Origin of the sequence: Photorhabdus sp. RM322S, from assembly GCF_042879395.1 — a bacterium.
Classification (GTDB): domain Bacteria; phylum Pseudomonadota; class Gammaproteobacteria; order Enterobacterales; family Enterobacteriaceae; genus Photorhabdus; species Photorhabdus khanii.
In genome coordinates this window covers 101,774-128,086 of sequence record NZ_JBHFKW010000006.1, presented here as the reverse complement: position 1 = coordinate 128,086, position 26,313 = coordinate 101,774, and the positions used below count along the sequence as shown (strand labels likewise).

Annotated in this window: 22 protein-coding genes, 1 tRNA gene and 2 pseudogenes; 15 read left to right on the top strand and 10 right to left on the bottom strand. The window is 42.7% G+C overall.

Annotation, left to right across the window (positions count from 1 at the left end; all coding sequences use genetic code 11):
• Positions 1 to 90: 90 nt before the first annotated feature.
• A pseudogene (locus tag ACGF63_RS05965) lies at positions 91 to 309 on the bottom strand (type II toxin-antitoxin system HigB family toxin); the annotation flags it as partial.
• 350 nt (positions 310 to 659) lie between these two features.
• Between ACGF63_RS05965 and cynS the strand changes: the two are divergent.
• Positions 660 to 1,130 (top strand): cyanase, encoded by a 471-nt coding sequence (gene cynS / locus ACGF63_RS05960; RefSeq protein WP_387629479.1) that lies wholly within the window; start codon positions 660 to 662, stop codon positions 1,128 to 1,130.
• A gap of 81 nt (positions 1,131 to 1,211) precedes the next feature.
• Here the strand turns inward: cynS and ACGF63_RS05955 are convergent, their stop codons facing one another.
• Positions 1,212 to 2,738 (bottom strand): flavin-containing monooxygenase, encoded by a 1,527-nt coding sequence (locus ACGF63_RS05955; protein WP_387629477.1) that lies wholly within the window; start codon positions 2,736 to 2,738, stop codon positions 1,212 to 1,214.
• 26 nt (positions 2,739 to 2,764) lie between these two features.
• The gene (locus ACGF63_RS05950) at positions 2,765 to 3,640 is read right to left on the bottom strand and encodes an alpha/beta fold hydrolase (RefSeq protein ID WP_036846442.1); all 876 of its coding nucleotides are present in this window, start codon (positions 3,638 to 3,640) and stop codon (positions 2,765 to 2,767) included.
• Positions 3,641 to 4,527: 887 nt separating this feature from the next.
• Here ACGF63_RS05950 and ACGF63_RS05945 point away from each other — a divergent pair.
• The 4 genes from ACGF63_RS05945 to ACGF63_RS05930 all read left to right on the top strand — a co-directional run bounded on the left by ACGF63_RS05945 (position 4,528) and on the right by ACGF63_RS05930 (position 7,313).
• Positions 4,528 to 5,025 carry a hypothetical protein gene (locus ACGF63_RS05945; RefSeq protein ID WP_036846435.1) on the top strand — a complete coding sequence of 166 codons (498 nt, stop codon included), beginning with the start codon at positions 4,528 to 4,530 and terminating at the stop codon, positions 5,023 to 5,025.
• A complete protein-coding gene (locus ACGF63_RS05940; protein ID WP_162524184.1) occupies positions 5,025 to 5,501 on the top strand; it encodes a hypothetical protein in 477 nt (158 codons plus the stop codon). The genes ACGF63_RS05945 and ACGF63_RS05940 overlap by 1 nt, the downstream gene beginning before the upstream one ends.
• Positions 5,502 to 6,249: 748 nt before the next feature.
• Positions 6,250 to 6,852, top strand: coding sequence for a hypothetical protein (locus tag ACGF63_RS05935; RefSeq protein ID WP_152963219.1), 603 nt, complete (start codon positions 6,250 to 6,252; stop codon positions 6,850 to 6,852).
• Entirely contained in the window at positions 6,804 to 7,313 is a 510-nt protein-coding gene (locus tag ACGF63_RS05930) for an MFS transporter (RefSeq protein ID WP_152963220.1), read from the top strand. The genes ACGF63_RS05935 and ACGF63_RS05930 overlap by 49 nt, the downstream gene beginning before the upstream one ends.
• Before the next feature lie 860 nt (positions 7,314 to 8,173).
• Here the strand turns inward: ACGF63_RS05930 and ACGF63_RS05925 are convergent.
• Positions 8,174 to 9,358 carry an NAD(P)/FAD-dependent oxidoreductase gene (locus ACGF63_RS05925; protein ID WP_162524185.1) on the bottom strand — a complete coding sequence of 395 codons (1,185 nt, stop codon included), beginning with the start codon at positions 9,356 to 9,358 and terminating at the stop codon, positions 8,174 to 8,176.
• A 299-nt stretch (positions 9,359 to 9,657) separates the two neighbouring features.
• Between ACGF63_RS05925 and pitA the strand changes: the two genes are divergently transcribed.
• A complete protein-coding gene (gene pitA / locus ACGF63_RS05920) occupies positions 9,658 to 11,148 on the top strand; it encodes an inorganic phosphate transporter PitA (RefSeq protein WP_036846414.1) in 1,491 nt (496 codons plus the stop codon).
• Between the two features lie 54 nt (positions 11,149 to 11,202).
• Here the strand turns inward: pitA and uspB are convergent, their stop codons facing one another.
• Positions 11,203 to 11,538, bottom strand: coding sequence for a universal stress protein UspB (uspB, locus tag ACGF63_RS05915; protein WP_036846413.1), 336 nt, complete (start codon positions 11,536 to 11,538; stop codon positions 11,203 to 11,205).
• Between the two features lie 420 nt (positions 11,539 to 11,958).
• Between uspB and uspA the strand changes: the two genes are divergently transcribed.
• Entirely contained in the window at positions 11,959 to 12,390 is a 432-nt protein-coding gene (gene uspA, locus ACGF63_RS05910) for a universal stress protein UspA (RefSeq protein WP_036846412.1), read from the top strand.
• A gap of 259 nt (positions 12,391 to 12,649) precedes the next feature.
• Positions 12,650 to 13,993, top strand: coding sequence for an NADP-specific glutamate dehydrogenase (gdhA, locus tag ACGF63_RS05905; protein WP_036846411.1), 1,344 nt, complete (start codon positions 12,650 to 12,652; stop codon positions 13,991 to 13,993).
• 35 nt (positions 13,994 to 14,028) lie between these two features.
• On the opposite strand, the gene rsmJ is transcribed toward gdhA, so the two are convergent.
• Together rsmJ and prlC are read right to left on the bottom strand one after the other, a co-directional pair.
• Positions 14,029 to 14,772, bottom strand: a complete 744-nt coding sequence (gene rsmJ, locus ACGF63_RS05900) for a 16S rRNA (guanine(1516)-N(2))-methyltransferase RsmJ (RefSeq protein ID WP_162524186.1) — start codon at positions 14,770 to 14,772, stop codon at positions 14,029 to 14,031.
• Between the two features lie 5 nt (positions 14,773 to 14,777).
• Positions 14,778 to 16,820, bottom strand: a complete 2,043-nt coding sequence (prlC, locus tag ACGF63_RS05895) for an oligopeptidase A (protein WP_387629468.1) — start codon at positions 16,818 to 16,820, stop codon at positions 14,778 to 14,780.
• A gap of 232 nt (positions 16,821 to 17,052) precedes the next feature.
• Here prlC and ACGF63_RS05890 point away from each other — a divergent pair.
• The 6 genes and pseudogenes from ACGF63_RS05890 to ACGF63_RS05865 all read left to right on the top strand — a co-directional run bounded on the left by ACGF63_RS05890 (position 17,053) and on the right by ACGF63_RS05865 (position 20,796).
• Positions 17,053 to 17,147 (top strand) — tRNA-Sec (locus tag ACGF63_RS05890).
• Positions 17,141 to 17,230, top strand: a pseudogene (locus ACGF63_RS05885) (hypothetical protein); the annotation flags it as partial. The gene ACGF63_RS05890 and the pseudogene ACGF63_RS05885, both read left to right, overlap by 7 nt.
• 411 nt (positions 17,231 to 17,641) lie before the next feature.
• Complete coding sequence (locus tag ACGF63_RS05880) at positions 17,642 to 18,235, top strand: hypothetical protein (protein WP_132353610.1); 594 nt, start codon at positions 17,642 to 17,644, stop codon at positions 18,233 to 18,235.
• 1,005 nt (positions 18,236 to 19,240) lie between these two features.
• Positions 19,241 to 19,426: a DEAD/DEAH box helicase family protein gene (locus tag ACGF63_RS05875; RefSeq protein ID WP_387629466.1), complete on the top strand. Its 186-nt coding sequence runs from the start codon at positions 19,241 to 19,243 to the stop codon at positions 19,424 to 19,426.
• Between the two features lie 87 nt (positions 19,427 to 19,513).
• Positions 19,514 to 19,996 (top strand): DEAD/DEAH box helicase, encoded by a 483-nt coding sequence (locus ACGF63_RS05870; protein ID WP_387629464.1) that lies wholly within the window; start codon positions 19,514 to 19,516, stop codon positions 19,994 to 19,996.
• Between the two features lie 33 nt (positions 19,997 to 20,029).
• Positions 20,030 to 20,796 (top strand): IS5 family transposase gene (locus ACGF63_RS05865; RefSeq protein ID WP_387629461.1). Its coding sequence is split into 2 segments (ribosomal slippage): positions 20,030 to 20,405 and positions 20,405 to 20,796, totalling 768 coding nucleotides; the frame shifts between segments, so codons are not numbered across the junction.
• A gap of 256 nt (positions 20,797 to 21,052) precedes the next feature.
• On the opposite strand, the gene ltaE is transcribed toward ACGF63_RS05865, so the two are convergent.
• The 3 genes from ltaE to yihI form a co-directional block, all read right to left on the bottom strand.
• The gene (ltaE, locus tag ACGF63_RS05860) at positions 21,053 to 22,111 is read right to left on the bottom strand and encodes a low-specificity L-threonine aldolase (RefSeq protein ID WP_152963259.1); all 1,059 of its coding nucleotides are present in this window, start codon (positions 22,109 to 22,111) and stop codon (positions 21,053 to 21,055) included.
• 422 nt (positions 22,112 to 22,533) lie between these two features.
• The gene (gene hemN, locus ACGF63_RS05855; RefSeq protein ID WP_152963258.1) at positions 22,534 to 23,907 is read right to left on the bottom strand and encodes an oxygen-independent coproporphyrinogen III oxidase; all 1,374 of its coding nucleotides are present in this window, start codon (positions 23,905 to 23,907) and stop codon (positions 22,534 to 22,536) included.
• A gap of 193 nt (positions 23,908 to 24,100) precedes the next feature.
• A complete protein-coding gene (gene yihI / locus ACGF63_RS05850; protein WP_387629456.1) occupies positions 24,101 to 24,613 on the bottom strand; it encodes a Der GTPase-activating protein YihI in 513 nt (170 codons plus the stop codon).
• Between the two features lie 190 nt (positions 24,614 to 24,803).
• Here yihI and ACGF63_RS05845 point away from each other — a divergent pair, with 190 nt between their 5' ends.
• Positions 24,804 to 26,267 carry an ArnT family glycosyltransferase gene (locus ACGF63_RS05845; RefSeq protein WP_387629453.1) on the top strand — a complete coding sequence of 488 codons (1,464 nt, stop codon included), beginning with the start codon at positions 24,804 to 24,806 and terminating at the stop codon, positions 26,265 to 26,267.
• Positions 26,268 to 26,313 lie beyond the last annotated feature (46 nt).

Here is a 26,313-nt window from a genome sequence, read left to right as displayed (position 1 = left end):
ATCCCTGTTTACCAAGTGGTGATAGGCCGCTTGCCTGACAACCCGGTGGTAAGGTTTGAACAGAATGAAGACGATAAAAAAGCCGCATCATTTATTAACGAAATTTATATAGGCAATCATTCGTAAGTTTTGTCCGCCTATGTCTATCACCCACCACTTATTTCTGTACTTGAAATTATCAAGACTAGGGAACTGGTTTCGTAATTCCGCAGGGTTCTCAAAATCTTTTTCTTTTAACTGCTTATACGTTGCAATAATTGCATCCGCATCATTTGGGAAATCGCGTGCAGCTTTCTCAAATGGTTCCAAAGCCGACCAATAGTAGGTAGCAAAGTCTATATGCCAGGGCCTGAAATAAAAATATGTGACTACTGGATTATTAACAAATGTGTCTCCGCAGAACGACAATTAACTATTGGAAAATACTATAGAGGTGATAGAAATCCGATCTTTGACGCTATAGATAAATTCGTTCATTCTTCATCCATCAGCTTTCTTATCGATCACGATGGATTTACGACATAGAGGCTGGTTCGATCGATGCACTAGACGGCTTGCTCGGTCAATTTGTTTCGCTTGCGGACTATCCGCATGTTTCTGCAACACAATCCATGTTTCACCACGGCATTTAATAGCCCATTAATCCAAAGGAAATCATTATGACACAATCTCAATATTCCCAAACTCCCCGCCAGATCCTTACCGATGCTATCATCGACGCCAAAATGCGCTGGAATTTGACGTTTGAGGACATCGCACAAGGAACTGGCCTGAGTCTCGCATTCGTTACTGCTGCGCTGCTAGGTCAGCATCCATTGCCTGCCGACGCTGCGAGGATTGTAGTTGACCGGCTTGAACTTGACGAGAATGCTTTCCTTCTGCTGCAAACTATCCCTGTGCGCGGCAGCATCCCAGGTGGTGTACCGACTGATCCGACTATTTACCGATTCTACGAAATGGTGCAAGTTTACGGTTCAACGTTAAAGGCGCTGGTTCACGAGAAGTTTGGTGATGGCATTATCAGCGCGATTGATTTCAAACTTGATATCAAAAAGGTTGATGACCCTAATGGCGGTTCTCGTGCTGTGATTACGCTCGATGGGAAGTATTTGCCGACCAAGCCATTCTAAAGCGATTGTTGGTATCGGCAAGGGAGACAAGCTCTCTCCCTTGCCGTCTCACAGAATGAATATCCCATTGCTGTTTAAAGCTTATGGATTAGTGATTTCGGTTGTCGAATGAGACAGATAAGGAGCAGGATCAAATTTGCCATTGTGCTGTCTGAATGTGTGAGCAAAATCAGGCCATATCAGTGTTAAGCGCTTATTTCGGGAATCACGGTACCAGCTTGTACAATTATCTCCAACCCATACTGTGCCATTCATCTGCTCTTGTAATTCGGTTACATAACGATGTTGAGCTTCGGGAGAAACCTCAAGTACGCAGTTGTTATTTTTCCTGCTGTATTCAATAGCTCCGAGAATGTACTCTATTTGAGACTCAATTATGTAAATAATTGAGTTATGAGAAAGTGTTGCATTCGGTCCGTTAATAATAAATAGGTTTGGAAAACCTGTCACTGTGGTTGATGCGAAAGCTTCCATGCCTTGGGCCCAGTGATCAGCAAGGCTGAGGCCATCACGGCCATGAACCAGACGGGAATAAGGTGGTTGGGTGGTTTGAAAACCAGTACAAAAGATCAGTACATCAAGTGGATAACTGTTGCCGGCCACTGAAACTGCATTTTGCCCATCTATACGTTGTAAGGCTGATGTTTCGAGTTTAACGTTATCTCGTAGAAACGTAGGATAATAATTGCTTGCAATCACAAGCCTTTTACAACCCGCTTCATAGCTGGGGGTGAATTTTGCACGTAATTCTGGATCGGGGATTTGCCGTTTAAGATGATCTGAGGCTATTCGTTTGAATTCTGCCAGATATTGCGGAATAGAACGACGGGATGGGTACAGAGATTCAAAATGCCAGAATATATCTGAACGAACAGCGGGAATAGATTCTGGATCGCGTCGGAAACGCTGTTTTTCACTATCTGAATAACTTCGGTCAGGACGTGGAATAATGTAGGATGGGTTTCGCTGGAAAATAACAAGTTCAGAGACACTTTGAGCTACTTCTGGCACTATCTGAGTTGCTGAAGCACCCGATCCGATAATACCTACTCGCTTACCTTGAAGAGAGACATCATGTTTCCAGCGGGCTGAATGAAAAACTTCCCCAGTAAAGCTGCTCAAACCTTCGATCTGTGGAAGATTTGCATCTGTTAAATGCCCGGTGCCTGTTATCAAGAACCGTCCACTGAAAACACCCGCGGTGGTGATAATTATCCAGCGCTCTTTTTGGTTATCCCAATAGGCTTTTTCAACGTTGGCGCCAAAGTGGATATGAGGCAATAGCCCTTCATCCTTGGCGGTATCCTGAAGATAGGTGAATATTTCATTCCCTGGTGAAAAAACATGAGACCAGTCAGGATTGGGGCGAAATGAGTAAGAATAAAGGTGTGAGGGGACGTCACAGGCTATACCGGGATAAGTATTATCGCGCCAGGTGCCCCCTACATCATCGGCACGTTCGAGAATGAGAAAATTGTGCTGAGATCGGCGCTTAAGCTGGGCTCCCATACCAAGGCCGGCAAAACCCGCGCCGATGATAATAATCTCTGCATCTGTGACCTGCGATATATCTGCTTGTGGATGATGGTCTGGTGTACTTTTATTCATAATAGTTCTCCAAAGCGTAAAAGGGATTATGGCCGGTCAGCGGGAATAATGGTCCCGGCAGGGTAAAGAGAAGGTTCCGTGCAGAACTGGTCAATAGCCAACATCAACTGCGAAGGGCGTTCATAAATGACAGCGTGTCCGGCTGCTATCTCTGTATAGCGTGCATCCGGGATTGCGCCAAAAAGTGCTTTGCTATGGTAGGTGGGTGTTATGTTATCGTGTGTACAGCCAATAATCAGAGTCGTGGCTTTTATCTCAGGAGCAATTTGAGTGATATCAACCCGGGCATCAAGGTCTAGTTGCAACACATCGAATTCCCCCGGATTGATATTTTCAAATCCGGTTGCAGGTGGGTCTGGAACCATATTCACATGACCAGGGACACCAGAAGCACAATACATGACGAATTCTGTAAGAACAGGTGAGTTGGTCTCACATAAATGACGCCAGACAGCAACAAGTCTTTCCATCTGTAAATCTGTTTTCATCCATCCTGCGAGCATCACTAAATTACGAACCAGATCCGGACGTTTAGCGGCAACAGAAGCAGCAACGACTGCGCCCAGAGAATAACCTATCAGTGTGACAGATTCCCCTGGCGCAGCTGTTTCAATAACGGCTTCGACCTGTTTTCCAAGATGTTCAAGAGTAAGGGTTTCGCCTGCTTTCACTGGTTGAGAAAAATCCAGTGATATAACGGCGTGTTTTGTGGCAAGTAGTGGAAATAGATGACAGAAATGCAGCGTTGTATTTCCGCTTGTACCATGCACTAACACCACAGTATTACTCTTGGCATTATCCTTAGTTAGGCCCGGAGGTTTAGCTGTGAAGAACCTGACATCCTTTCCATCTACTTTCACAGTACTTTCATTAACATTAAATTCTTGATCGGATTTATTCATGGCAGTTATATATCTCCCTATAGATATGATCCAATAAAATCCAAATATTGCACTTTATTGGTTATCATGGTTGTCATTATTCTGTCTTGATAGCAATAAGTTCATTGAATAATTATTTTGTTGCTTCTTAAATAAAGTCATAACTAAGTATCAGGCTATTGTCAAACCCATAAAGTTGAAATTGTGCCTATACTTGAATATTTTTATTATAAAATTAAATGCTCGGAATTATTTATTATATTTTAGTGATAAATAATAAAATCGCAAGTTATTAACTATGATGAAATAATTATTACGCTAAGTATATTCTGGAATTAAGAACGCAGAAATGAAAGCTGTTGTTTCTTGTAGCAATAAATGGCATCACATCTTTTATCATTTGAAAGCCAGTTCCTTGAGTGAGGCAGTCAAGTTGGCAAGCCAGAATATGCGTGGCGTTGTTTGCCAACTCAAATTCAGTGTTTATTCCTGCTGTTTATCTCTGGAGATCAATATGATAATAACGCAAGGGCTCTGTCAGGTTGGCCGGATAAAGTATCAAAATATTAAGCCCATATATTGGACTGTTTTCTTAATTTCTTCTTTTACATTGACAGGTTTTCATCCTCATACCATAGTAATTACATCATATAGAGTTTGTTTTCTTTGACCTGTTGATTTTCTTGTATTCTCAAATAATTTATTTGATCTATTATTCGGACTTTATTCAGTAATAGTTCATATAATTAAGCAAAACCAGTGATTGAAATAAATTAGAGGTAAATTATCAAGGAAGTGCAATTTTTTCTGTTTTGGAAAAAGACAATTTGGATTCAGATTTAAAAAGCACTATCAGACCATTTTCCGCAGTATTTTGTGATGCTTAACGGACGTTAAGGAGATGAAAAATGTCTAATCAAACTGTGAATGAACAACATCGGCAATATGCGGTGGCAGAAGGTGAAAAACGTGCTATACGCACGATTAAGCTATTTATTTCTCTGGGTTTTATCGCAGAGGCTGGATTTCTTTTAATGAGTTTTATTTTATTTCCCGACAATGGCCCGTTGGTATGGCGTCTGGTATGGGCTCTTGGTTTATGTGGTATCGGCATGGGGGCCGCTGTTGGGGGATTGACTTATTTGCTCTCAGCCCGTTTTATGCCTGGAAGCGCCGGAGCTTATATCATGACCGCAGTGAGTAGCGCTCTGTTTTTCAGTGTTTGCCAGACACTTTGCTGGGGGCTGGATCACAACGTGGGGCTGAATTATTGGGGCTCAATAGAAATGCCGTTGTTGTTCCTGATTAAGGGATACACTGCTGCACTCATTGCTGGCATTTTGGGCAGTTTTCTTCTTAACTCGATAAAAGGTGCAAGATTCCTTGACTGTCTAAAGGTGTTTTAGTGAATAAAGAATCGAGTTTACCCAACAGTTTCGCTATTTCCGTATTTCTGGCTGTGCTGGCTGCATGCCTGAATTTGATATTGTGGCGTGCCGATATTCTGGAAATGGCGCACAACACTGCGCTGAAAGGGTTAATGATTGTTTGGTATATATTGGGCTGGGGTTTTGCTCCAGGTTGCCTGACCGCTCTTACCATCAATTCAATCAGAACAAGATTACCTCAGATGGTGGGGGCGGTGGTCGCTATGCTGATAAGTTTTCCGCTGGTAACGGGGATTTGCGGTTTGGTTTATGCTTACCTGACAAACTCTGCTTTCATGCAGATTGCTATGGGGGGCGAGGCGCATCATCATTCCCAGGTAAGCCAGGGAACTATTCTTGGCTTTATTGCGCAGCTACTACCCAGTTTATGTGCGATCGTTATCTCGATAATAAATGCTTTTTCGGTAAAAATAGGAAAGCGGTTCAGGTTATGAGCCAGCTTCCAAGGCGTAGCTAGTTGACGGTTCTTCTCCCATTTTGTCATGGTGCTCAGTTCCCCGACATAAAGCGAAAGGCACTAGGCTCCGGTTTTGTGAATACAAGATTGGGGCTTCTTTTTTATACGTGTTGATATACCCGTTATCTTTCAAGTTGCCTCTTCGTTGTCTGCACTCGCTCACCCCGGTCACAGAGTTCGCTATGCTCCCGGGGATTCGCTCCCTTGCCGTCTCGATGCATCTTGAAATCTATAGGGTATATGTAATGAATTTATTAATTCTGAATGTAAATAAATGTGGACAATGAGATTAATGCGGGAAAAATTATTCAATATTTCATATGGTATATGTATGTATTTAAATGGTTTTTAAAATACAAGAATAAGGAATGTTGGGAAGTTAGAAAAACATGAGTTGGCTCACAATAATAAGATTTTTACTTTAACAGATGATTTACATAAAGGAATATGTTTGCTTATATTTAATCTCCCTCGTGGGAAATAATGTAATGTCAACCTAAACTAAACTTTGAAAGGAGTAATTGTGGATTGCCAGACACTGGCTAGATAATATATTTTTTTACAAGCTAAGGATAGGTATGAATATGTGTTTATGACTATCCTAATCTGAGTGATAACCGATGAAAAAGTACATTAGTATAGGTGTAAATGAACTTGATACTTATCTTGATTACGCTATTTGAAGCATCATAGCTATATATAGTCTGCATTCTACGCCATCTGAAATGGGAATATTAGGTGCTTGCTTTGCTATTCCATTTTTGGTGGCAAGTGGATTATTCGGCAAGCTGTTTGACAACGGAAGTATATTAAAATGGAGGATGCTATTGTTCTTTATTAACGGCATTGTCATGCCTTTTTTATCTGTAGCTGATCCAATTATATTTCTTTATGTAATTACATTAATCAAGACAACCTGTCGGTGTGGCCTTGGAATATCAAATACAAAATTGAATGTAGATGATAATGAATCTCAAAGATTTTATGAAATTTATGGATATATTACTAACTTTAGCAGGATAGTCATTCCCTTATTTGTTGTTTATTTAAATACGTACTATGGATTATGGTTTATCTTGTCATTATCAATAATATTTAACTTGGTTGGCATGCTGACATCATACTTTGATAATACTTTTCGGCCTGATGCAAATGGAGGTATAAATTCTACTGCCGTAGAGCATTTCTCACTCATACAGCAATTGAAAAGCAAACCGGATTTATATTTACTTGTTTCGGCCTATACTTTGTCAAACTTAGCTTTTTTCTTAGCAATGATATGCTTGGTATCTTCTTCGAGAAGATTGGACAAAGTGAAAGTAGCATAGGCTACATAATTTCACTTCTCGGCGTCGGTGGCATAGTAGGGACGCGAATTTCTGGCTTGTTACTGAAAAAGTTGTCAGCTAAGAATCTCCTGTTATTCTCCGTTATGGTTAACTTTGTGGCCTTTTGGGGATTTGGTTTTTTAGACGCAAAAACAAATCATTATGCTACATACTATTTATTAATTTTCTTGGTTGGTACGGCTTCTGGTGTGACATTTTTCGCAATCAGATACGGTGTAAGAAATATTATTGGTTTTGAACATGTAGGGAAAGCTACAGGAGGTATACAGAAAATTTCATCTATAGTGGCGATTTTGATGCCAATTATTGGGGGATATACTGCAAAACTTATTTCTATCGAATTTACTTTCAAATTAACAAGTATTCTGCTTGCAGTGATATTCCTGTATTTTTTATTTAAAAAGTATAAATTAACTGAGAAGAGGAATACGTATGTATAAGCCATTTCATTTTATGTTAACTGTAGAGGTTAACCAGTTAGTCTGATCTGTCGTGAGTCCTTAGGGTAAGTTTCATCAGCTCTTCCATGACGTTCACAATGCGATCTCTTTCATTATAGGTCATACCATCAAACTCGGCCCTGGCTTTAGGTGCCTTTTCTCAATACTGATTGTTCAGAGGTTGCGCCTGATGCTCAGACGAGGGGTGATAAACACTCAAAAAGTTTTGATTGTTGTGTAAGAACGTCAGAAGCCTACAAATAGACGGAGATTAAACCAACAAATAGACGCTATACAAACCAGCATTTAGACGATGACATAGCCAACAAATAGACAGAGCGATTTAAGCTGCGTTTTTCACATTGTACATAAAGAACAATGCACTATATCCAAGATACATAGAACCACATCTCAAGGCAGCATTGACTGATACGTTAGTGGTGTGTCTGCTTGGTCCTCTCCAGGTCGGCAAAACAACTTTGGTTTTACCTAACCTGAACACTTTCGGTGGGTTCCTGCTTCAATGGACGGCCTGACTACCCCTTCCTCCACAGAAAGGTAAACACCCTTTCTAAAGGGCGTCTTAATTCAGCTCAAACTCACATTGAGGTTGACACAAAACTGGCTCCCAGATACAGAGAATTTAAACTGAGGTAGTAATCATTCTTAAATGCATTTTTTGTTATAGAAAACATACTGAAATCTGATGCCAGACAGCTGCGTATACAATTACATATGACTGTAAGAAAGTTTCGGTACAGTTCGATTTTGAGGCGAAGATGTATTGACATGCCCAGAATTTTCTTCTCAGTTAGCCGCTGACACTTTATTAACGAATAATCCTAAACTCCTCACAAAAGTCACAACGCTTGCGCACACGCCCAAGCGGAACTCCATGCCCACTGGAAATTGTAGCCACCAAGCCAGCCGGTGACGTCTACTACTTCACCGATAAAGTAGAGTCCTTTTACCTGATTAGCTTCCATTGTTTTGGATGAAAGCTGATGAGTATCCACGCCGCCTATAGTAACCTCAGCAGTACGATATCCTTCAGTACCGTTGGGTTGTACTTGCCATGACTGGAGGTTTGTCGCTAATTGCTTTTGCTGGACGGAATTCAACTGCTTAAGAGAAACATCCGGAAGTTGACCGAGTGTTTGCAGACATTCTGTCAGCCTCTTCGGTAATAATTTTGCCAAAGTATTTTTTACACTTTGGTTCGGGTGAGAACTCTGTTCTTTCTCCAGAAACGTTTCCAGATCAATATCTGGAAGTAAGTTAATACTCACAAACTCTCCCGGTTGCCAATAACTGGAAATTTGTAAGATTGCCGGGCCAGAAAGTCCCCTGTGGGTAAACAGGATATTTTCTTTGAACAGCGTGCCATTTTCGGCGGTGACAGTGGCGGGAACGGATACACCGGAAAGCACATGAAGTTGCTCCAGTAGTGGTTTATGCAGAGTAAAAGGCACGAGAGCGGCGCGGGTTGGCAAGACTTGCAGACCAAACTGTTCTGCAATCCGATAACCAAAAGGGGTTGCGCCAAGACCCGGCATAGATAACCCACCGGAAGCGATGATAAATGAGCGTGTACTTACTCCCTTTCCGTTAACGGTGATAACGAAACCCAGCTCCTTTTTTTCTACGTGGCTAACTTCGCTACGCAGGTGAATAGTGACTTGACCAGCCTCACACTCTTTCAACAACATATCAACTATCTGCTGGGCTGAATCATCACAAAAAAGCTGTCCCAGGGTTTTTTCGTGGTAAGCAATGCCATGGCGTTGAACCAGTTCAATAAAATCCCATTGTGTGTAACGGGCCAGGGCAGACTTGCAGAAATGGGGGTTAGCAGAAAGATAAGCTGATGGCTCTGTGTACATATTAGTGAAGTTACAACGCCCACCGCCGGACATCAAAATCTTACGCCCGGTTTTTTTGCCATTGTCCAGAACCAGCACCCGTAAACCGCGTTGCCCGGCTTGAGCTGCGCAAAACAGACCGGCTGCACCGGCACCAACAATAACTACATCAAATCTTTCCACTGTTTTTCTCTTTATGACCGAATAATTTAGCGGGAACTTCCCTTAAAGTGTCGCATTTTTGATAATTTTGCGGAGAAAAGTCCCCGTATGACCTGAATTTGTCAGGTAAATTTATTTTTTGTCTTAAAATTGTCAATTTTTTAAAAGATATGCAATTTTATGATATATAAGGAATATTTTCATTTCTTATTGTTACTGGGTTGTCATGAAATCAAAAAAAGTTCATATTTCACTTTCCCCGCTAGCATTTGTCACTGATAATGCGCCGCGTTCATGTCCAACTAACTGGCTTAACGTTTATGCTACATCTTTTTACTGGCCTGGATTTTCACACCAGCCTAATGTTAGTACTGGCACTGCTGTTTGTGCTGTTTTATGAAGCCATTAATGGCTTTCATGATACCGCGAATGCGGTAGCAACAGTTATTTATACCCGTGCTATGCGAGCACAGTTCGCGGTCGTCATGGCTGGGGTATTTAACTTTTTCGGTGTTCTTCTTGGTGGATTAAGTGTCGCCTACGCGATTGTACATTTACTCCCTACCGATCTTCTGCTCAATGTCAGTTCTGCTCATGGTCTTGCCATGGTATTTTCCATGCTGCTGGCTGCCATTGTCTGGAATCTTGGTACCTGGTATTTCGGTTTACCTGCATCCAGTTCTCATACCCTGATTGGTTCCATTATTGGTATCGGCTTGACCAATGCCATCGTGACCAGTTCTTCTGTGGTTGATGCGCTGAATGTGCCGAAGATGATACAGATTTTCCTGTCGTTGATCCTCTCTCCTTTAGTCGGATTGATCATCGCCGGGGCAATCGTGTTTCTGCTGCGCCGTTACTGGAGTAGCACTAAGAAACGCAAACGTATTCATCTGACACCCGCTGAACGTGAAAAGAAAGATGGTAAGCGTAAGCCACCTTTCTGGACGCGTACTGCGCTGATTTTGTCTGCGGTAGGAGTCAGCTTCTCTCATGGGGCAAATGATGGTCAGAAAGGCATCGGTTTAATTATGCTGGTGCTGATCGGCGTAGCTCCGGCGGGGTTTGTCGTAAACATGAATGCTAATGGTTATGACATTGCCCGGACTTACGATGCAGTTACTCACCTGCAACAATATTATCAGCAGCATGGTACCGCGTTATCTCATGCTATTGAACTGACGCCATTGGTTGCTGTTGCTGAAGATGAGCCGGAAGGGCGATTCCATTGTGACAGCACTCGCGCTGTAGTTGTTCTTAATCAGACAGAAAGCATATTGCAGGGCATTCAGAGCTATAGTGGTCTGAATTCTGAACAGCGTAACAATATGCGCCGCATGTTGATGTGTATCGCTGACACTGCGGAGTCTGTGGCTAAACTGCCGGAAACCAGTACTGAAGATGCCCGTTTCCTGAATAAGCTGCGCAAAGATTTACTACACACTGTTGAGTATGCACCTGTCTGGATCATCATAGCAGTGGCACTGGCACTGTCTTTGGGAACCATGGTTGGTTGGAAACGTGTTGCAGTGACTATCGGTGAGAAGATTGGTAAGAAAGGTATGACTTACGCACAGGGTGTTTCAGCTCAGATGACAGCGGCTGTTTCAATTGGTGTTGCGAGTTATACCGGAATGCCGGTTTCGACTACACAGGTTCTTTCCTCTGCAGTAGCGGGGACGATGTTGGTTGATGGTGGTGGTGTTCAGGGTAAAACAATCAAGAACATCATGTTGGCCTGGATACTGACGTTACCAGTTTCAATCGGGTTATCCGGTATTTTCTACTGGTTCGCTTTGAAACTGATTTAATTGTTTTGACGAATAATTTGAAGGCGGTATGGGTTAACTATACCGCCTTTCGTTTTAATACCAAATCAACATAGAAATCAGACAAACAACAACTAATCCACTCAACGCGCTCGTCAGAATAAATTGCCTTCTCAGCCGTTCACAGCGAAGCACCACTTCTGGATCATGATGAGCAAGGTAACGTTGCGAATTGATATAGTGCACGAGCCTTATCTGCTTATTGAGCTGTCCATGAGCAGTAAAAAAACCGTTACCGTCTACTGATTGATAAAGCAAGGGATCGGACTGGCGAAGAATAGACAACAATGCCCGCAGTGAAGAGAAGTAGCGCATCATATTCATAATGCAGACAAGACACAGCGCCCAAAACAGTGCAATTGAACTGAACATAATCCCCTCCTTAGAATGGTTAGCCAAAGCTGTCACAAAAGGAAAAAAATCAAAATTGCAGGCGGTGACGCCTTATATTTATTGTAGGAAAGATAGTCAGATAGTACAAAAAACCCTTCTACATAGTTTAAATTTGTTCAGAGCTTAGAATGGCGGTTAATCCTTGTCGGTTGTTCATGCAAATATATTGGGTTTTAAGAAAAGCCATAACTCCAGAACTTGATTTTGTTATTCATCAAGTAGCAGGAATAGCTATTGTGGTATATGTTGTTTGGTGAATGTTCTTTGCTGGATAGCCAATGATGAGTTGTGATCGAAACAGCATTTTAAGGACATTCTAAGTAGTTATAGTAATAAACACAGGATAGTGGCAATTTGCCCTGCCAACTCATTAATCGGCATTATGGAAGGAGTTCGCTTATGGCTTATAAACATATTCTTGTTGCGGTTGATTTATCTCCGGAAAGTCAGGTATTGGTACAAAAAGCCATTTCCATGGCAAAGCCGTACAATGCTAATGTTTCCTTGATTCATGTTGATGTTAACTATTCCGATCTTTACACCGGTTTGATTGATGTTAATCTCGGTGATATGCAGCAACGTATTACTGACGAGACACGCAATGCGTTGAAAGAGCTTTCCGCAGGTACCGATTATGACATTCAGGAAACCTTGAGTGGTAGCGGTGATCTGGCTCAGGTATTGGTTGATGCGATTAAGAAATATGACATAGATCTGGTTGTTTGTGGTCATCATCAGGATTTTTGGAGCAAACTGATGTCCTCTGCGCGTCAGCTGATTAACACTGTTCATGTTGATATGCTGATCGTTCCTCTGCGTGACGATGAATAGCCATAAACTGAAAATTTATTCGATAAAATCGCCTGCTTATGCAGGCGTTTTTTTTGATGAAATGAGGTGTTGTTTGGTTTATGTCCGATGCAATCAAGAAATTTTTTTTACCTTTCTGCGAAAAAACTTCTTGAAAGATGAATATAGAACAGTGATATATTCAAAGGGCAAACGCAACTTACCTCACATTTTCGACAAAAATAATAATTAGGAAATTGCTGAGGAGACATTACAACCAAAGTAGAAATAAGGAATAACTATGAGCTGTTTACTATCTTTGTCTTCATTTCTTGGATCGATTCAACTCAGGGATGAATATCAACCAGAATATCTTCAGGCTGTCCGGGAAGTATTCACCTCTCTTTGGCCGTTCCTTGAACAAAACCCGAAATACCGTGAACAAAGCTTGCTGGAGCGTATGGTAGAGCCGGAAAGGGTTATTCAGTTTCGAGTTTGCTGGGTAGATGATCAAGGTAAGGTTCAGGTAAACCGTGCATGGCGGGTGCAGTTCAACTCAGCCATTGGTCCGTATAAAGGTGGTATGCGTTTTCATCCATCGGTGAATCTCTCTATTCTGAAATTCCTTGGCTTTGAACAGACCTTGAAAAATGCGCTGACAACCTTACCGATGGGGGGTGGTAAAGGGGGCTCAGATTTTGATCCCAAAGGAAAAAGTCAGGGCGAAGTGATGCGTTTTTGTCAGGCATTAATGACAGAATTGTACCGCCATCTGGGACCCGATACCGATGTTCCTGCGGGGGATATTGGTGTGGGTGGCCGTGAAGTGGCTTTTATGTCAGGGATGATGAAAAAACTCTCTAATAACACCGCTTGTGTATTTACTGGTAAAGGTCTCTCTTTCGGTGGCAGTTTGATTCGCCCGGAAGCAACCGGTTATGGTCTGGTTTACTTCACCAATGCCATGCTGAAACGTCATGGTATGAGTTTTGATGGTATGCGGGTGTCGGTTTCTGGTGCTGGTAACGTCGCACAGTATACTATTGAGAAATGTATGGCGCTGGGGGCGAAAGTGGTTACCGCTTCTGATTCCGGTGGCACAGTGGTTGATGAAGAAGGTTTCACGCTGGAGAAACTGGCTCACCTTGAAGAGATTAAAAACCAGCACTATGGCCGGGTGGAAGAATATGCCAAAGAGCGGGGGCTGACTTTCCTGAAAGGGTTACAACCCTGGTCTGTGCCAGTTGATATCGCTTTGCCATGCGCTACCCAGAACGAGTTGGATTTAGATGCGGCTAAGGTCCTTATCCAGAATGGCGTTAAAGCTGTAGCTGAAGGCGCGAATATGCCAGCAACCATTTCAGCGACTGAAGCCTTTATTGAAGCAGGTGTGCTATTCGCACCGGGTAAAGCAGCCAACGCGGGTGGCGTGGCAACGTCTGGTTTGGAAATGGCGCAAAACGCAGCACGTTTAGGCTGGAAGGCTGAGAAAGTGGATGCACGTTTGCATCACATCATGCTGGATATTCATCACGCCTGTGTTGAATATGGTGGCGAGAGCAAACAGACCAATTATGTTCAGGGTGCGAATATTGCCGGATTTGTAAAAGTTGCTGACGCTATGCTCTCTCAGGGTATCTTGTAAATTAACGTGATCAGCCGCATATTGCGGCTGATGTTTTAACAAGGATAGATATCAAAACGGTGGTTTTTTGTGGTAATAGCTGCTGATGCAGCTACTCCAGCTAAGGGTTCTGCATAATCAGGTCGCTTTACCACGACACGGCGTTTTGCCAGAGCTTGTGCAGGGGATAGCAAATTATCAGCATCTTCATCAGCACCAACCAGAGACTGAAACACCCGCATCTCTTTCTTCACTAATGCACTTTTCTGCTTATGTGGATACATAGGATCAAGATAAACCACATCGGGCTGTGGTGTAATATCGGTCAGCGCTGTGATGCTGGAGGCATGGAGCAATGTCATGCGTTCTTTCAGCCAGCTGCCGATTTCTTCATCCTGGTAACCACGTTGAAGCCCATCATCTAGTAATGCCGCGACCACAGGATGGCGTTCCAGCATTCTGACATGACAACCCAGTGATGCCAGTACAAAGGCATCGCGTCCCAGACCAGCGGTAGCATCTACGACGGTTGGCAGATAATCTTTTTTGATCCCTACGGCTTTAGCAACCGCTTCACCTCGTCCGCCACCAAAGCGGCGGCGATGTGCCATTGTGCCTGATACAAAATCCACATAGATGCCGCCCAGTTTGGGCTCATCCCTTTTGCGGAGTTCGAGGTGTTGAGGTGTAAGAACCAATGCCATGACAGCGCTTTCGTCATGTACCAGTTGCCAGCGCTTTGCCAGTTGAGATAAGGCGCTGCTATCAGCGCCTTGTTCACAGATTAAACAGATACCCACCCTGATTATCCCTTGATACCAGAACTACGCAGCATGGCATCCAGTTTGGGTTCACGGCCACGGAAACGTTTGAACAGTTCCATTGGATCTTCGGAACCACCACGGGACAGAAGGTTATCAAGGAAAGATTGGCCGGTTTCGCGGTTGAAAATCCCTTCTTCTTCGAAGCGTGAAAAGGCATCAGCTGCCAGCACTTCAGCCCACAGATAGCTGTAGTAACCTGCGGCATAACCACCGGAGAAAATATGACTGAATGAGTGAGGGAAACGGGCCCATTTAGGTGAAGGTACTACGGAAACCAATTTTTTCACTTTCTTCAGGGTTTGCATAATCTGAGCACCTTTCGCCGGATCATACTCAACATGCAGGCGGAAATCGAACTGACCAAACTCAAGCTGACGCAGCATAGCCATTGCAGCTTGATAGTTTTTCGCGGCTAAAAGATTATCCAGCATAGATTGTGGCAGAGGCTCTTTAGTTTCATAGTGACCAGAAATAAATGCCAGTGCTTCTGGTTTCCAGCACCAATTTTCCATGAACTGGCTTGGCATCTCAACCGCATCCCATGGCACACCATTAGTACCGGAAACAGCAGCAGTTTCAATCTGAGTTAGCATCAGGTGCAGACAGTGGCCGAACTCATGGAACAGTGTGTTTACTTCATTGTGGGTGAACAGCGCTGGTTTACCGCCAACAGGTTTGTTGAAGTTACAGTTCAGATAAGCGACAGGCTTTTGCAGTTCGCCATTGGAATGGCGCATCTTGCTGATACATTCATCCATCCAGGCACCGCCTCGTTTATGTTCGCGCGCATAAAGATCCATATAGAAACTGCCGTGCAGCTCATTTTTATCATCATATAGATCGAAGAAACGGACATCCGGGTGCCAGGTTTCTACATCATGGCGCTCTTTGGCTGTAATGCCATAGATACGGCGAATAACTTCAAATAGCCCTTCAACAGCCCGTTGCTCAGGGAAATAAGGACGTAACTGTTCGTCATTAATAGAAAACTTATGCTGTTTTTGTTTTTCGGCATAATAAGCCATATCCCAAGCTTCCAGCTCGTAGGCGCAATGATGCCATTTCGCAAAACATTTTAACTCATCTACTTCTTCTTCACCTTGTGGATGAGCGCGTTTTGTCAAATCATTCAGAAAATCCAAAACTTCCTTAGGGGTTTTTGCCATTTTGGTTGCAAGAGATTGTTCAGCATAATTTTTGAAACCAAGCAATTGGGCTTGCTCATGACGTAGTGCAAGGAGTTCAGCCATCACTTCACTGTTATCCCATTTACCGGCATTTGGGCCTTGATCAGAAGCACGAGTTTGATAAGCGTGATAAATTTCCCGACGCAATTCACGGTCTTCTGCATAAGTGATAACTGGCTGATAACTTGGCGCTTCCAAAGTCAGCAGCCAGCCTTTTTTTCCTCTCGCTTCTGCCTGAGCTTTAGCTGCGGCAATCGCACTTTCAGGCAGACCAGACAGATCTTCTACATCAGTAATTAACTTGGTCCAGCCCATAGTGGCATCAAGCACATTATTGCTGAATTGAGAACTTAAATCTGACAAACGTGCACTAATCTCGCCATAACGTTTCTGTTTCGCCTCAGGCAGACCGATACCTGACAGTTTAAAATCGCGCAGTGAATTTTCGACAGCTTTGCGTTGAGGTTGAGAGAGTTTCTCAAACTCAGCACTCTCACGTAATGACTTATACGCTTGATATAGGCCCTTGTGTTGACCTAACCAGGTACTGAATTCAGACAGCAATGGTAAACTTTCTTCGTAGACTGCACGCAGCTCCGGACTGTTTTTAACCGAATTCAAATGATTGACTGGTGACCATGCACGGGACTGTTTATCATTTGCTTCAGCCAGTGGCTGACACAGATTGTCCCAGGTAAAAATGGTATTCTCGGCCAGGATTTTTTCGACGGTTTGGCGGTAATTTGCAATGACTTCTTTTACAGCAGGAACAACATGTTCTGGTTTAATAGAAGAAAACTTTGGTAAACCTGATGGAACGAGTAACGGATTAGTCATATAGGGTCCTGTTTGTGTTTGGGATACATTGCTGAATGAGCAGTGTATCGTAATGGGTATCGGCTAATAAGATGTAGGTAAAATTCGGCAAACTCAACGCGAATATCGAGTTTTTTAACAACAAAATTTAATGCTTTTTAGGAAATTGATGAATTGTTTCCACAGATCGATTCAGAAGCCTTACAGCACGCGCTATAATCGGCATATTTTCATAATTATTTCGTATTGATAGGGAAGATCATCGTCCCCGGTGGGGCGGCTGGACTTCAAATCCAGATGAGGCCGCCAGCGGTCTCTGGCAGGTTCGACTCCTGTGATCTTCCGCCATTCAAATCATCCTGCTAACGGGTGTTTGTACCCAAGAACTTCGATTTGCGCGGTGGGAAAATATTGATTTTGAAAAATACCTTTAGAAAGCGCCTGTTGAAGTCATGAAGATAGAATGATCTCACCGCTCCTTTGTGTGATACCTGCCTGAAACTGATGGAAATCGATTTTGATGTCGAAACGGCCAATCGACATTGGTTTGTTTTTTATCGTTATAATTACTTGTTGTGACTATTTACATGCTTTTCTATTAGGCGTAGTATCCGGAGGACTTGATGACTTTCTATACGATAGTTATCCGGTGTGTGAGTCAGTTGAGTCATTTGCTCTTTATGAAACCGTGTTGTTTTGGAGGGTTCTTCTCCATCTAATCAAGGTCAAGCAAACTGATGAACTATCATTTTTAATCTATCCAATGTAAGGGGGCCCAACAGTACTTAATTCGCTATAGAACAATCTTTTAGTTCTTTTAGCACTAACAAAGAGGAAAGACCATGAAAAGTCTCAAGAGGTTATCGTTATTCACACTTTTACTATTTACTGCCAGCCCAATAGCGTTTGCGGTGCAGAACAATTGGCCCGGCACGAAAGTAAACCAACCCGCACCTAAAGTCAAAGGTATGTCCGCAGTTCTGGCAAAGAATCTGGCTAACTTTGACGACCTTGATTTCAAAGTTTATACAAACCAAAAATGGTGGGAGCTACATAAGAGCCATGCCATGGACATTCTTGTTCACTATCCTGATGGTCATACTACCAAGGGGATTCAACAGCACATTGAGGATCTGAAGTATATGTGGACATTTGCCCCTGACAACCGAATCACAGAGCACCCGGTGCGGTTTGGTACAAATGATGGGGAATGGACTGCTGTAACGGGATTTACTGATGGAACATTTACGAAACCTATGGTTCTGGGTGATGGTAAGGTTATCAAACCTACAGGTAAGTCGTATCACCTCCCTATGGCAACACTTGGGCACTGGAGCAAAGTCAAAGCTAAAGGATTTGAAGGAGTCGTTATGGATGAAGAGTATCTGTTCTGGGACGAGGGCGTGCTTATGAAACAGATAGGTGCCAGTAATTGATTCAACAATTTCATACGGACTTACCTAAAGGCGAGTCCGTTTTATATTTAGCGATATCAATCCCGGCAGCAATAGTCATAATAATATCCTTATTTTATTTTCAGCTTTGATCAACCTTGTAAATACGGACTTATCGCTAAACGAAGTCAAAGATACCCTTCTATCTATAAAAGCTGAGGCGGACAAAGTGGCAATAATCTTTCTGTTCTGCTTTTTTCATGTTGTATAGGTTTCGCTTACTGAAATACAAATACGCATAAACAGTTTTTCCGCTATGATGGTAGTGAAATAACTTACTATCTTAAACAAAGAGGTGGTAAGAATTTGTTGGTGCTGATACAAAGTTCTGATTGTAATAGTATCGCTAATAAAAGGAAAAGCAAAGTTACTTACCTTAATGGAAGAGGAATATAAAGAAGTTGTTTCTGTGAAGTTACCATCACTTCAAGATAAGCTTTATATGATTTATAAAGACAATCCACAGAAACTAGCAGAAAAGATTAAAACTCTTCTCCAGAGTTAACACTGGCCTATTCCAGAGATCCTGTGTATGGGAATGTGTATAAAGCCTATTGATACATATAATAAAATGATTAAAAATCAATGATTTATTTTGCATTATCTTTATGGCTACTCGGCTCGAAAGAGTGTTGAAATTAGAAAAGCCATTTTTAATTATGGGTAAATCTTATAAAATGTATGAAGATATAGCGTCATCATAGTCATTTCTTTACTTGGTAAAATTATTAATAAAATAATTAGCAATGAAAGTGTAAATCAATTTATTGATCTAAAATACGTGCTATTGGTCACGATTTTGACCATGATATGTCGACTATTTTATATGAATATGAGTTTAATGTTGATTATGTTGAGATATAATTAGTATGTGATTCATGGAATAGATGACTATTCTCTTTATGAATGCAGAGAGATATTTCAGTGATATGCAAATAAATCATTTTAATATTTATGGCGATAATTATTTGAATAAAGAAAATGTGTATGTCTTATTTTTTTGATACAGCAGTTAATATTGAAGGAAATAAGAAATTAAGAACGCCTCAAATTGAAGCATACATCAAAATTAGAGACTATTTTAGTCAACCAGATAATAAAGAGGCATTAGTAGTACTGCCTACAGGTACAGGGAAGAGTGGTTTGATTTCTATTGCACCATATGGAGTATAAAATAAAGGAGTTCTCATTATAACCCCTGGGCTTGTTACTAAAGATAGTATACGAAAAACGCAAGAGGTTTTAGAGGACAATTTTTGGGTGAATTGTGATGTTATATTTAATAGTAAAGATATTCCTGTGGTGAATGAATATCTTCAAGATATCAGTGATGAGCATTTGTTTGTCAGTCATATTGTTTACTCTAATATACATCGAGTATCAAGTAATCGTGAGACAAGTTTAATAAGCAGAGTTCCGCCGGATTTTTTTGATTTTATTATTATTGATGAAGCTCACCATGCTCCTGCACAGAGTTGGCGTGAGGTTTTAGAATATTTCTGCGAAGCTAAAATACTTCATGTTACAGGAACGCCATATCGAGGTGATAACCAAAAAATTCCTGGAGAAAAAATACATGAAACTCCTCTTTCAGAGGTTATGAAAAATAAGTATGTGAAATGGCTAAGAAAAGAAACGGTTAATGCTCATGAGCTGTATTTTTCTATAAAAGAAGATGAGAAAGTTAAATTATCAAAGGAAGAAGTGTTAGATAGTGTCGTCATAAATAAATTCATGTCATAATAACTCCATATTACATGAATGGATTACTTAAGCATGAACATACCAGCACACCGCCGTCACGATATTTCTGATCATGTTTGGTGTTTACTTGAGCCTCACCTGCCAGGACGTAAAGGTGCCTGGGGACGCATCGCTTATGATAATCGGTTATTTATTAATGCCGTGTTCTGGATTTTACGGGCAGGTGCACCCTGGCGAGATTTACCGCCCGATTATGGTGACTGGAAAAATACGCATCGCCGTTTTTGTCGGTGGCGTGACAAAGGAATATGGGAAGGATTGCTTGAGCAGCTCATCTCTGAACCGGATTTCGAATGGTTGATGATTGATGCCAGTCACATTAAGGTTCATCCCCATGCCGCAGGCGCAGAAGGCGGCAATCAGGATATGGGGCGTACAAAAGGGGGCTCAATACCAAGATACATTTGGCCGTGGATGCGCATGGTATGCCGGTCAGAGCGCTTATTACAAGCGGTACCACAGCGGATTGCTCACAAGCTGAGGCCTTGATTGAAGGAATAGATGCAGAACACTTATTGGCGGATCGGGGCTATGACAGCAATACAGTGATTGAACAAGCAGAACACCAAGGCATGGCAGCGCAAATTCCCAGCCGTAAAAATCGCAAGGTTAAACGAGAATATGACCGGGACCTCTATCGACTCAGGCATTTAGTTGAAAATGCGTTTCTCCCTCTTAAACGCTGGCGTGGGATAGCAACCCGTTATGCTAAAAATAGTGCATCATTTCTTGCCGCTGTTCAGATCCGCTGTCTTGCTCTTTGGTTAAATATCTTATGACGATACCATCTAAGAAATGAATTAAACATAGCAGGGAAAACAAGATGAAATCCCGCCCATCCTCGTTGATAAGCTTATTAAGCACCTGCTCAATCAGAACTATGAGACATTCAAAGCACGCAGTTCGGTAGGCTTTTTGCTAAACGTAGCAACAAGGTTAATTACCTATCCCTTCCCCAAAAACCCATTTGAATCTGCGTGCCTCAGAGCAGGTTATGTTTAAACAAATATGAAACCACTACTTATAACCAGAATTTTAACCATAAATAGCACGAGTTTCAGTCACATTCTCACGCTTATCAGATTCAGCAACAGTAAGAAACTCACGCCACAACGTAATCAGTCGCTCAAGATCAGCACGGGAAACATTAAGATGTGTCACTAAGCGAGTGACAGAATCTACACTCAAAATCACACCTCGTTCTTTCATCCAAGGTCCCAACTGCGCGGCTTCATGCGCTGGTATGCGTAAAAATACCATATTAGTCTGTGCCCCAGGCGCCAAAACTTCCACACCCAGCGCACTCAATTGTTCAGCCAGCCACTGGGCATTATCATGGTCCTCACGTAACCGTTGAACATTATGCTGCAATGCATAACGCGCTGCGGCAGCTAATATTCCCGCCTGACGCATTCCACCCCCAGTCATTTTGCGCCAACGCCGTGCCTGCTTGATGTATTCTGCATCACCACACAGTAAAGAACCCACTGGCGCTCCCAACCCCTTGGACAGACAGAGGGTCAGAGTGTCGCAATACTGAGAGAGAGTACTCAGTGGCACATCTAACGCCACAGCCGCATTGAGAATACGTGCCCCATCAACGTGCAATGCCAAGCCTTTCTCCTGCGTAAAAACTCTGGCCTGCTGCAAATATGCCAGTGGTAACACCTTACCACCGTGTGTATTTTCTATACTGAGTAAACGGGTTCGGGCGAAGTGAGCATCATCTGGCTTGATAACACTGGCGACAACATCCAGAGGCAATGTGCCATCCGCCGCCATATCAATCGGTTGCGGCTGTATACTTCCCAACACGGCAGCTCCACCCGCTTCATACAGGTAGTTATGCGCATTTTGACCCACAATATATTCATCACCTCGCTGGCAATGGGTGAGCAACGCCACCAAATTAGCTTGCGTACCAGTAGGCAGAAACAGCGCTGCTTCCTTGCCAGCCAATACAGCAGCTTCGTGTTCAAGCTGGTTAACATTAGGATCGTCGCCATAAACATCATCACCCACTTCCGCTAATGCCATAACCTTACGCATAGCCTCGCTGGGTTGGGTAACAGTATCACTACGTAAATCGATCATAGGTGGCTCCTGTATATTATTTTGAAAAATTATTTTGCTTAAATAGCCAGAGGATAATCTTTTTCATATCTGACAATGCCATAACTATATCTACTTATGCTTTGGTCAGATTGTCTGTATTAACCGTAAATATAATATAATTTCTGCCATAAATATCACCGGTATAATTTACTGAAAAGTATAAAACATCAACAAAGTCAAAACACACGTTTCTCCGCCAAAATAAAAGCGCTATTCTGATCATCATTTCTTGATAGTTGAAGCTGCGGTGGCCGGGTTAGGGGTGGCAATGAGCCTAGAATTGATTGCTTGTGACGACGTTATCAACGGGCTGCTGTAAGCACCATATGGGTTTCAGGATCTTGATGTTTTCAAGATATAGGGACAGGGACAATCACCCGGCCCCATAATTAGTTGAATAATCAAATCACTCTCGAAAACTGTCGCTGGTGAACCTGCCGGCGCAGATAAATATCAAAACACATACAGATATTACGGATAAGCAACCGGCCTCGTGGTGTCACCCGGATCTGTTTTTCATCTATTTCCACCAGACCATCTGCGACTAATGGTGTCAATAATTGCAAATCTTCCGCGAAATACTTGGTAAAACTCAGATTATATTGTCGCTCAATATCGGCAAAATTTAGCCGGAAATTACAGATCAGCGTCTTAATCACATCACGGCGGATACAATCATCCTGAGACAAGGTTAAACCACGCCACAGGGCATGCCCCTGTTTTTCGACCTGTGCATAGTAGGCTTTTAACTCTTTCTGGTTCTGAAAATAGCTATCGCCCAACATGCTGATAGCAGAAACACCCATTCCCAGGAGATCACACTCTTCCTGAGTGGTATAACCCTGAAAATTACGGTGCAACCTTCCTTCCCGCTGAGCAACCGCCAACTCGTCATCCGGGCGCGCAAAATGGTCCATGCCAATAAACTGGTAACCATTTCCCGTCAGTGTTGCAATGGTTTCCTGCAAAATATCTAACTTTTGTTCGGCGCTTGGTAAATCATGCTCTTTGATTTTACGTTGGGCGGCAAACAGATTCGGCAAATGAGCATAATTGAAAATACTCATTCTGTCCGGTGATAACGCTAATACTCGTTTCAAAGTGAAAGCAAAACTTTCAGGTGTCTGTTTCGGCAAGCCATAAATCAGGTCAATACTGGTAGAATTGAAACCAGTTTCACGAGCACGTGCTACCAGAGCAAAGATAACATCTTCATCCTGTTCACGATTAACCAAACGTTGTACTTCTTTATTAAAATCCTGTACACCCATGCTCAAACGGTTAAAACCTTCACTGCGCAGGTGATTAATCACATCTAGTTCAATTTCACGCGGATCGATTTCAATGGAAATTTCAGCATCCGGCAAAAAATTAAAATGGTTACGCAACATTCCCATCAATTTACTGATTTGGTTTTTATCAAGATAAGTTGGCGTACCACCACCCCAATGCATCTGGCTAACGTTACGGCCAGAAAACAGTTTCGAACGCTCACGGATTTCACGTTCAAGCAGTTGCAGATATTCATCTGCTTTATGCTTCTGGCGAGTCACCTGTTTATTGCAACCACAGAAATAACAGAGTTTATGGCAAAACGGGATATGGACGTAAAGAGAAAGCGGTCGTTCAGGGTAACGGACAGCAGCCTGCATAAATGCTGCATTATCATACTGTTGATTGAATTCCAGCGCCGTAGGGTATGAAGTATAACGGGGGCCGGAGTAATTGTATTTCTGGATCAAAGGCAGATCCCAAACTATGGCTTGCTCAGACATTCTTATTCCTTCCGATGTTTCTGTCTACCAAAGCGCAATGTTTGCAGATGTTTGATGTGTTGCGCCGTGGTGACTCTGCGCAGCCGGGTTTTACGCCGCGACAATCGCCATAGTTTACCCAATAACCACAACAAATAACATACTAATAGTGTGGTTATTAGGGTTAACCCGCCTTTAATCATGGAAGATTAAATTAATTGCCTTTCAGCAGTTGCATAATGTCATCTGGCTTCTCTTCTTCGCCTTCTTCCTCACCTAGCTCAACCCCCAACTCTTCCATCAAGACATCAATGCGATCCAGTGTGGTGTCAACATAGACATTATCTTCTTCAGACAGTTTTTCGCCATTTTCCAGACGCTCCAACAATGCATCCAAACGATCATCGTTTTCCAACATTGCCAGCTCTTCCTGTGGCGACAGACGAGGTTTTGTCTCCGCTTTAGCTTTGGCCGCCACGGGTTTCACCGGTTTCTCTCCGACAATCAGTGGAACAGGCACTTTACTGCCAAGACGAGGATCACGCTGCTTGCTGCCTGACCGATGCTTGTCGCTATCTTGCTCCTTATGACGGCTACCTGCCGGATTACCACTGTGCTTTCTCTGGCGCTTACGCTCACGACCTTCCGCATTCAATTCTTCGCGGCTTTTTCTTTTCTGTTTACCAGCAGATGCTTTCGCAGGTGCTTTTTTCTTTAACTGGTTCATAGCCCGTTACTCAGTTTGGTTTATCAGGGTATTGCTGCGGCGGAATCTAGCAGAAACCACACGTATAGAAAAGCGCCACAGATAATTCTTTTTCTTTAAAAATCTAGTCAAAGTCCTTTATTATTCATGATTGGTTTAACCATCAGCGAATATTCTATTAATCTTGGCTTTCAATAAGTGATGAATTGATATGCTTTTTTCTGATACTTCTTCCTACAAGCCCGTCTATTTATGGGTAATTGGTTATGCTTTGTTATGGATTATAGTGGGTTATTCATTTGACCCAACCGTCCCCTATGATGCCGTCGAAGCATTAAACTGGGGTAAAAACGGAGAATGGGGCTCACCTAAAAATCCGTGGCTGGTGGGCGCAATGATGCTGCCGGCTATCCATATAAGCGGTATTTCATTAAGTTTTTACTGGTACTTCATACACTTTATCGCTATCGCTATTGGTATGCTCGGTGTATGGCATCTGGCGTTCCGGCTAACAAAGAAAAAAGAGCTGGCATGGCTTGCCATGCTGACATTGAACCTATCCGGTATTATTAACTTTGATATTATTCCTTACAACGATAATTATCTACTGATTATGCTATGGCCGTGGAGTATGCTGTTCTTTCTGCGGGCAGTGTATGACAACCCATACTGGTGGATAGCATTTGCACTCAGCTCCGGGCTGGCAACGATGGGGAAATACTCCTCCCTGGCGCTGGTCGGCTCAGTTTTTCTACTGACACTGTTTGTACCCAGAGTTCGTCAATGTTACCGCCAACCGGCTCTTTATATCGCACTGGTTATCTGGTTTATGCTGGTACTGCCTAACGTTTGGTGGCTGTGGAACAATGATTTTGCTGCTTTCAAATGGGTAGATTCACAGATAGATAGCGGTTTTAATCTGCACACCACCCGATCGTTATTATCCGTGTTTTATCCACTGATGATTGTTGGCATCATTATCTACACGCTTGGAGGCCGTATTGGCTGGCCAAAAGAGCAACCGGGCCGACTGGCAAATATGGTTATTCTGTTGCCATTACTGATTATCTATTGCTGGTTCTCATTCAATGAGGGCGGAAGAATGACTGAATGGTTGCAACCCTTTATGTCTGTTTCGTCAGCGCTGTTGGTCGGTTCCATTACCCGTTTTCCACAAAAATCATTACTCAGTACCCTGCGAGGGTTGGCAGTCACCGCAGTATTGGTTTTGATGGGATATGTTTTTGTTATGGCCGCTAATGTCCGCGGTGCCGGCCATGAATTTGAAGGTATCAAAGATTTTTCCTGGCAACTGGATCAACGCTGGCATCAGCTCTATCCAACACCTTTACATTATGTCGGGGGCGAATACTTGCATCAGTGGCTAACGTTCTACGCACCAAGTCAACCGGAAACGATCCAACCCTGGACGTTGGAAGGGCAAACGCCAAATGTCTATAACCGCCATGTTAAAGCAAGCGATATTGTACGCGACGGCGCTATTTTGATCGGAGGAAAAGGTAAAACCTGTGAACAGGAAGATTTTCACAGCGTTTTACAAGACTGGCCCAAACTGAAAATAAACAGCACTGAGGAGTTTCTTTTCCAGCCTGAACCTGAAACGAAACCAATACCAATCTGCGTAGGTTTTGTGTCACCGGAAAAATATCAGTAGTTTTCTCTGAAATTTGAAAGCCTGATTTAACAGGCTTTCAACTCTT

What these genes read in the sequence shown, in the direction of transcription:
- gdhA (WP_036846411.1), top strand. Translation starts at nt 12,650, where the DNA reads ATGAGCTGTTTACTATCTTTGTCTTCATTTCTTGGATCGATTCAACTC.
- uspB (WP_036846413.1), bottom strand. Translation starts at nt 11,538, where the DNA reads ATGTTCAGTTCAATTGCACTGTTTTGGGCGCTGTGTCTTGTCTGCATT.
- hemN (WP_152963258.1), bottom strand. Translation starts at nt 23,907, where the DNA reads ATGTCTGAGCAAGCCATAGTTTGGGATCTGCCTTTGATCCAGAAATAC.
- ACGF63_RS05945 (WP_036846435.1), top strand. Translation starts at nt 4,528, where the DNA reads ATGTCTAATCAAACTGTGAATGAACAACATCGGCAATATGCGGTGGCA.
- ltaE (WP_152963259.1), bottom strand. Translation starts at nt 22,111, where the DNA reads ATGATCGATTTACGTAGTGATACTGTTACCCAACCCAGCGAGGCTATG.
- ACGF63_RS05930 (WP_152963220.1), top strand. Translation starts at nt 6,804, where the DNA reads ATGCTTGGTATCTTCTTCGAGAAGATTGGACAAAGTGAAAGTAGCATA.
- prlC (WP_387629468.1), bottom strand. Translation starts at nt 16,820, where the DNA reads ATGACTAATCCGTTACTCGTTCCATCAGGTTTACCAAAGTTTTCTTCT.
- uspA (WP_036846412.1), top strand. Translation starts at nt 11,959, where the DNA reads ATGGCTTATAAACATATTCTTGTTGCGGTTGATTTATCTCCGGAAAGT.
- ACGF63_RS05935 (WP_152963219.1), top strand. Translation starts at nt 6,250, where the DNA reads ATGGGAATATTAGGTGCTTGCTTTGCTATTCCATTTTTGGTGGCAAGT.
- ACGF63_RS05950 (WP_036846442.1), bottom strand. Translation starts at nt 3,640, where the DNA reads ATGAATAAATCCGATCAAGAATTTAATGTTAATGAAAGTACTGTGAAA.
- ACGF63_RS05880 (WP_132353610.1), top strand. Translation starts at nt 17,642, where the DNA reads ATGAAAAGTCTCAAGAGGTTATCGTTATTCACACTTTTACTATTTACT.
- cynS (WP_387629479.1), top strand. Translation starts at nt 660, where the DNA reads ATGACACAATCTCAATATTCCCAAACTCCCCGCCAGATCCTTACCGAT.
- yihI (WP_387629456.1), bottom strand. Translation starts at nt 24,613, where the DNA reads ATGAACCAGTTAAAGAAAAAAGCACCTGCGAAAGCATCTGCTGGTAAA.
- pitA (WP_036846414.1), top strand. Translation starts at nt 9,658, where the DNA reads ATGCTACATCTTTTTACTGGCCTGGATTTTCACACCAGCCTAATGTTA.
- ACGF63_RS05845 (WP_387629453.1), top strand. Translation starts at nt 24,804, where the DNA reads ATGCTTTTTTCTGATACTTCTTCCTACAAGCCCGTCTATTTATGGGTA.
- ACGF63_RS05955 (WP_387629477.1), bottom strand. Translation starts at nt 2,738, where the DNA reads ATGAATAAAAGTACACCAGACCATCATCCACAAGCAGATATATCGCAG.
- ACGF63_RS05875 (WP_387629466.1), top strand. Translation starts at nt 19,241, where the DNA reads ATGTCTTATTTTTTTGATACAGCAGTTAATATTGAAGGAAATAAGAAA.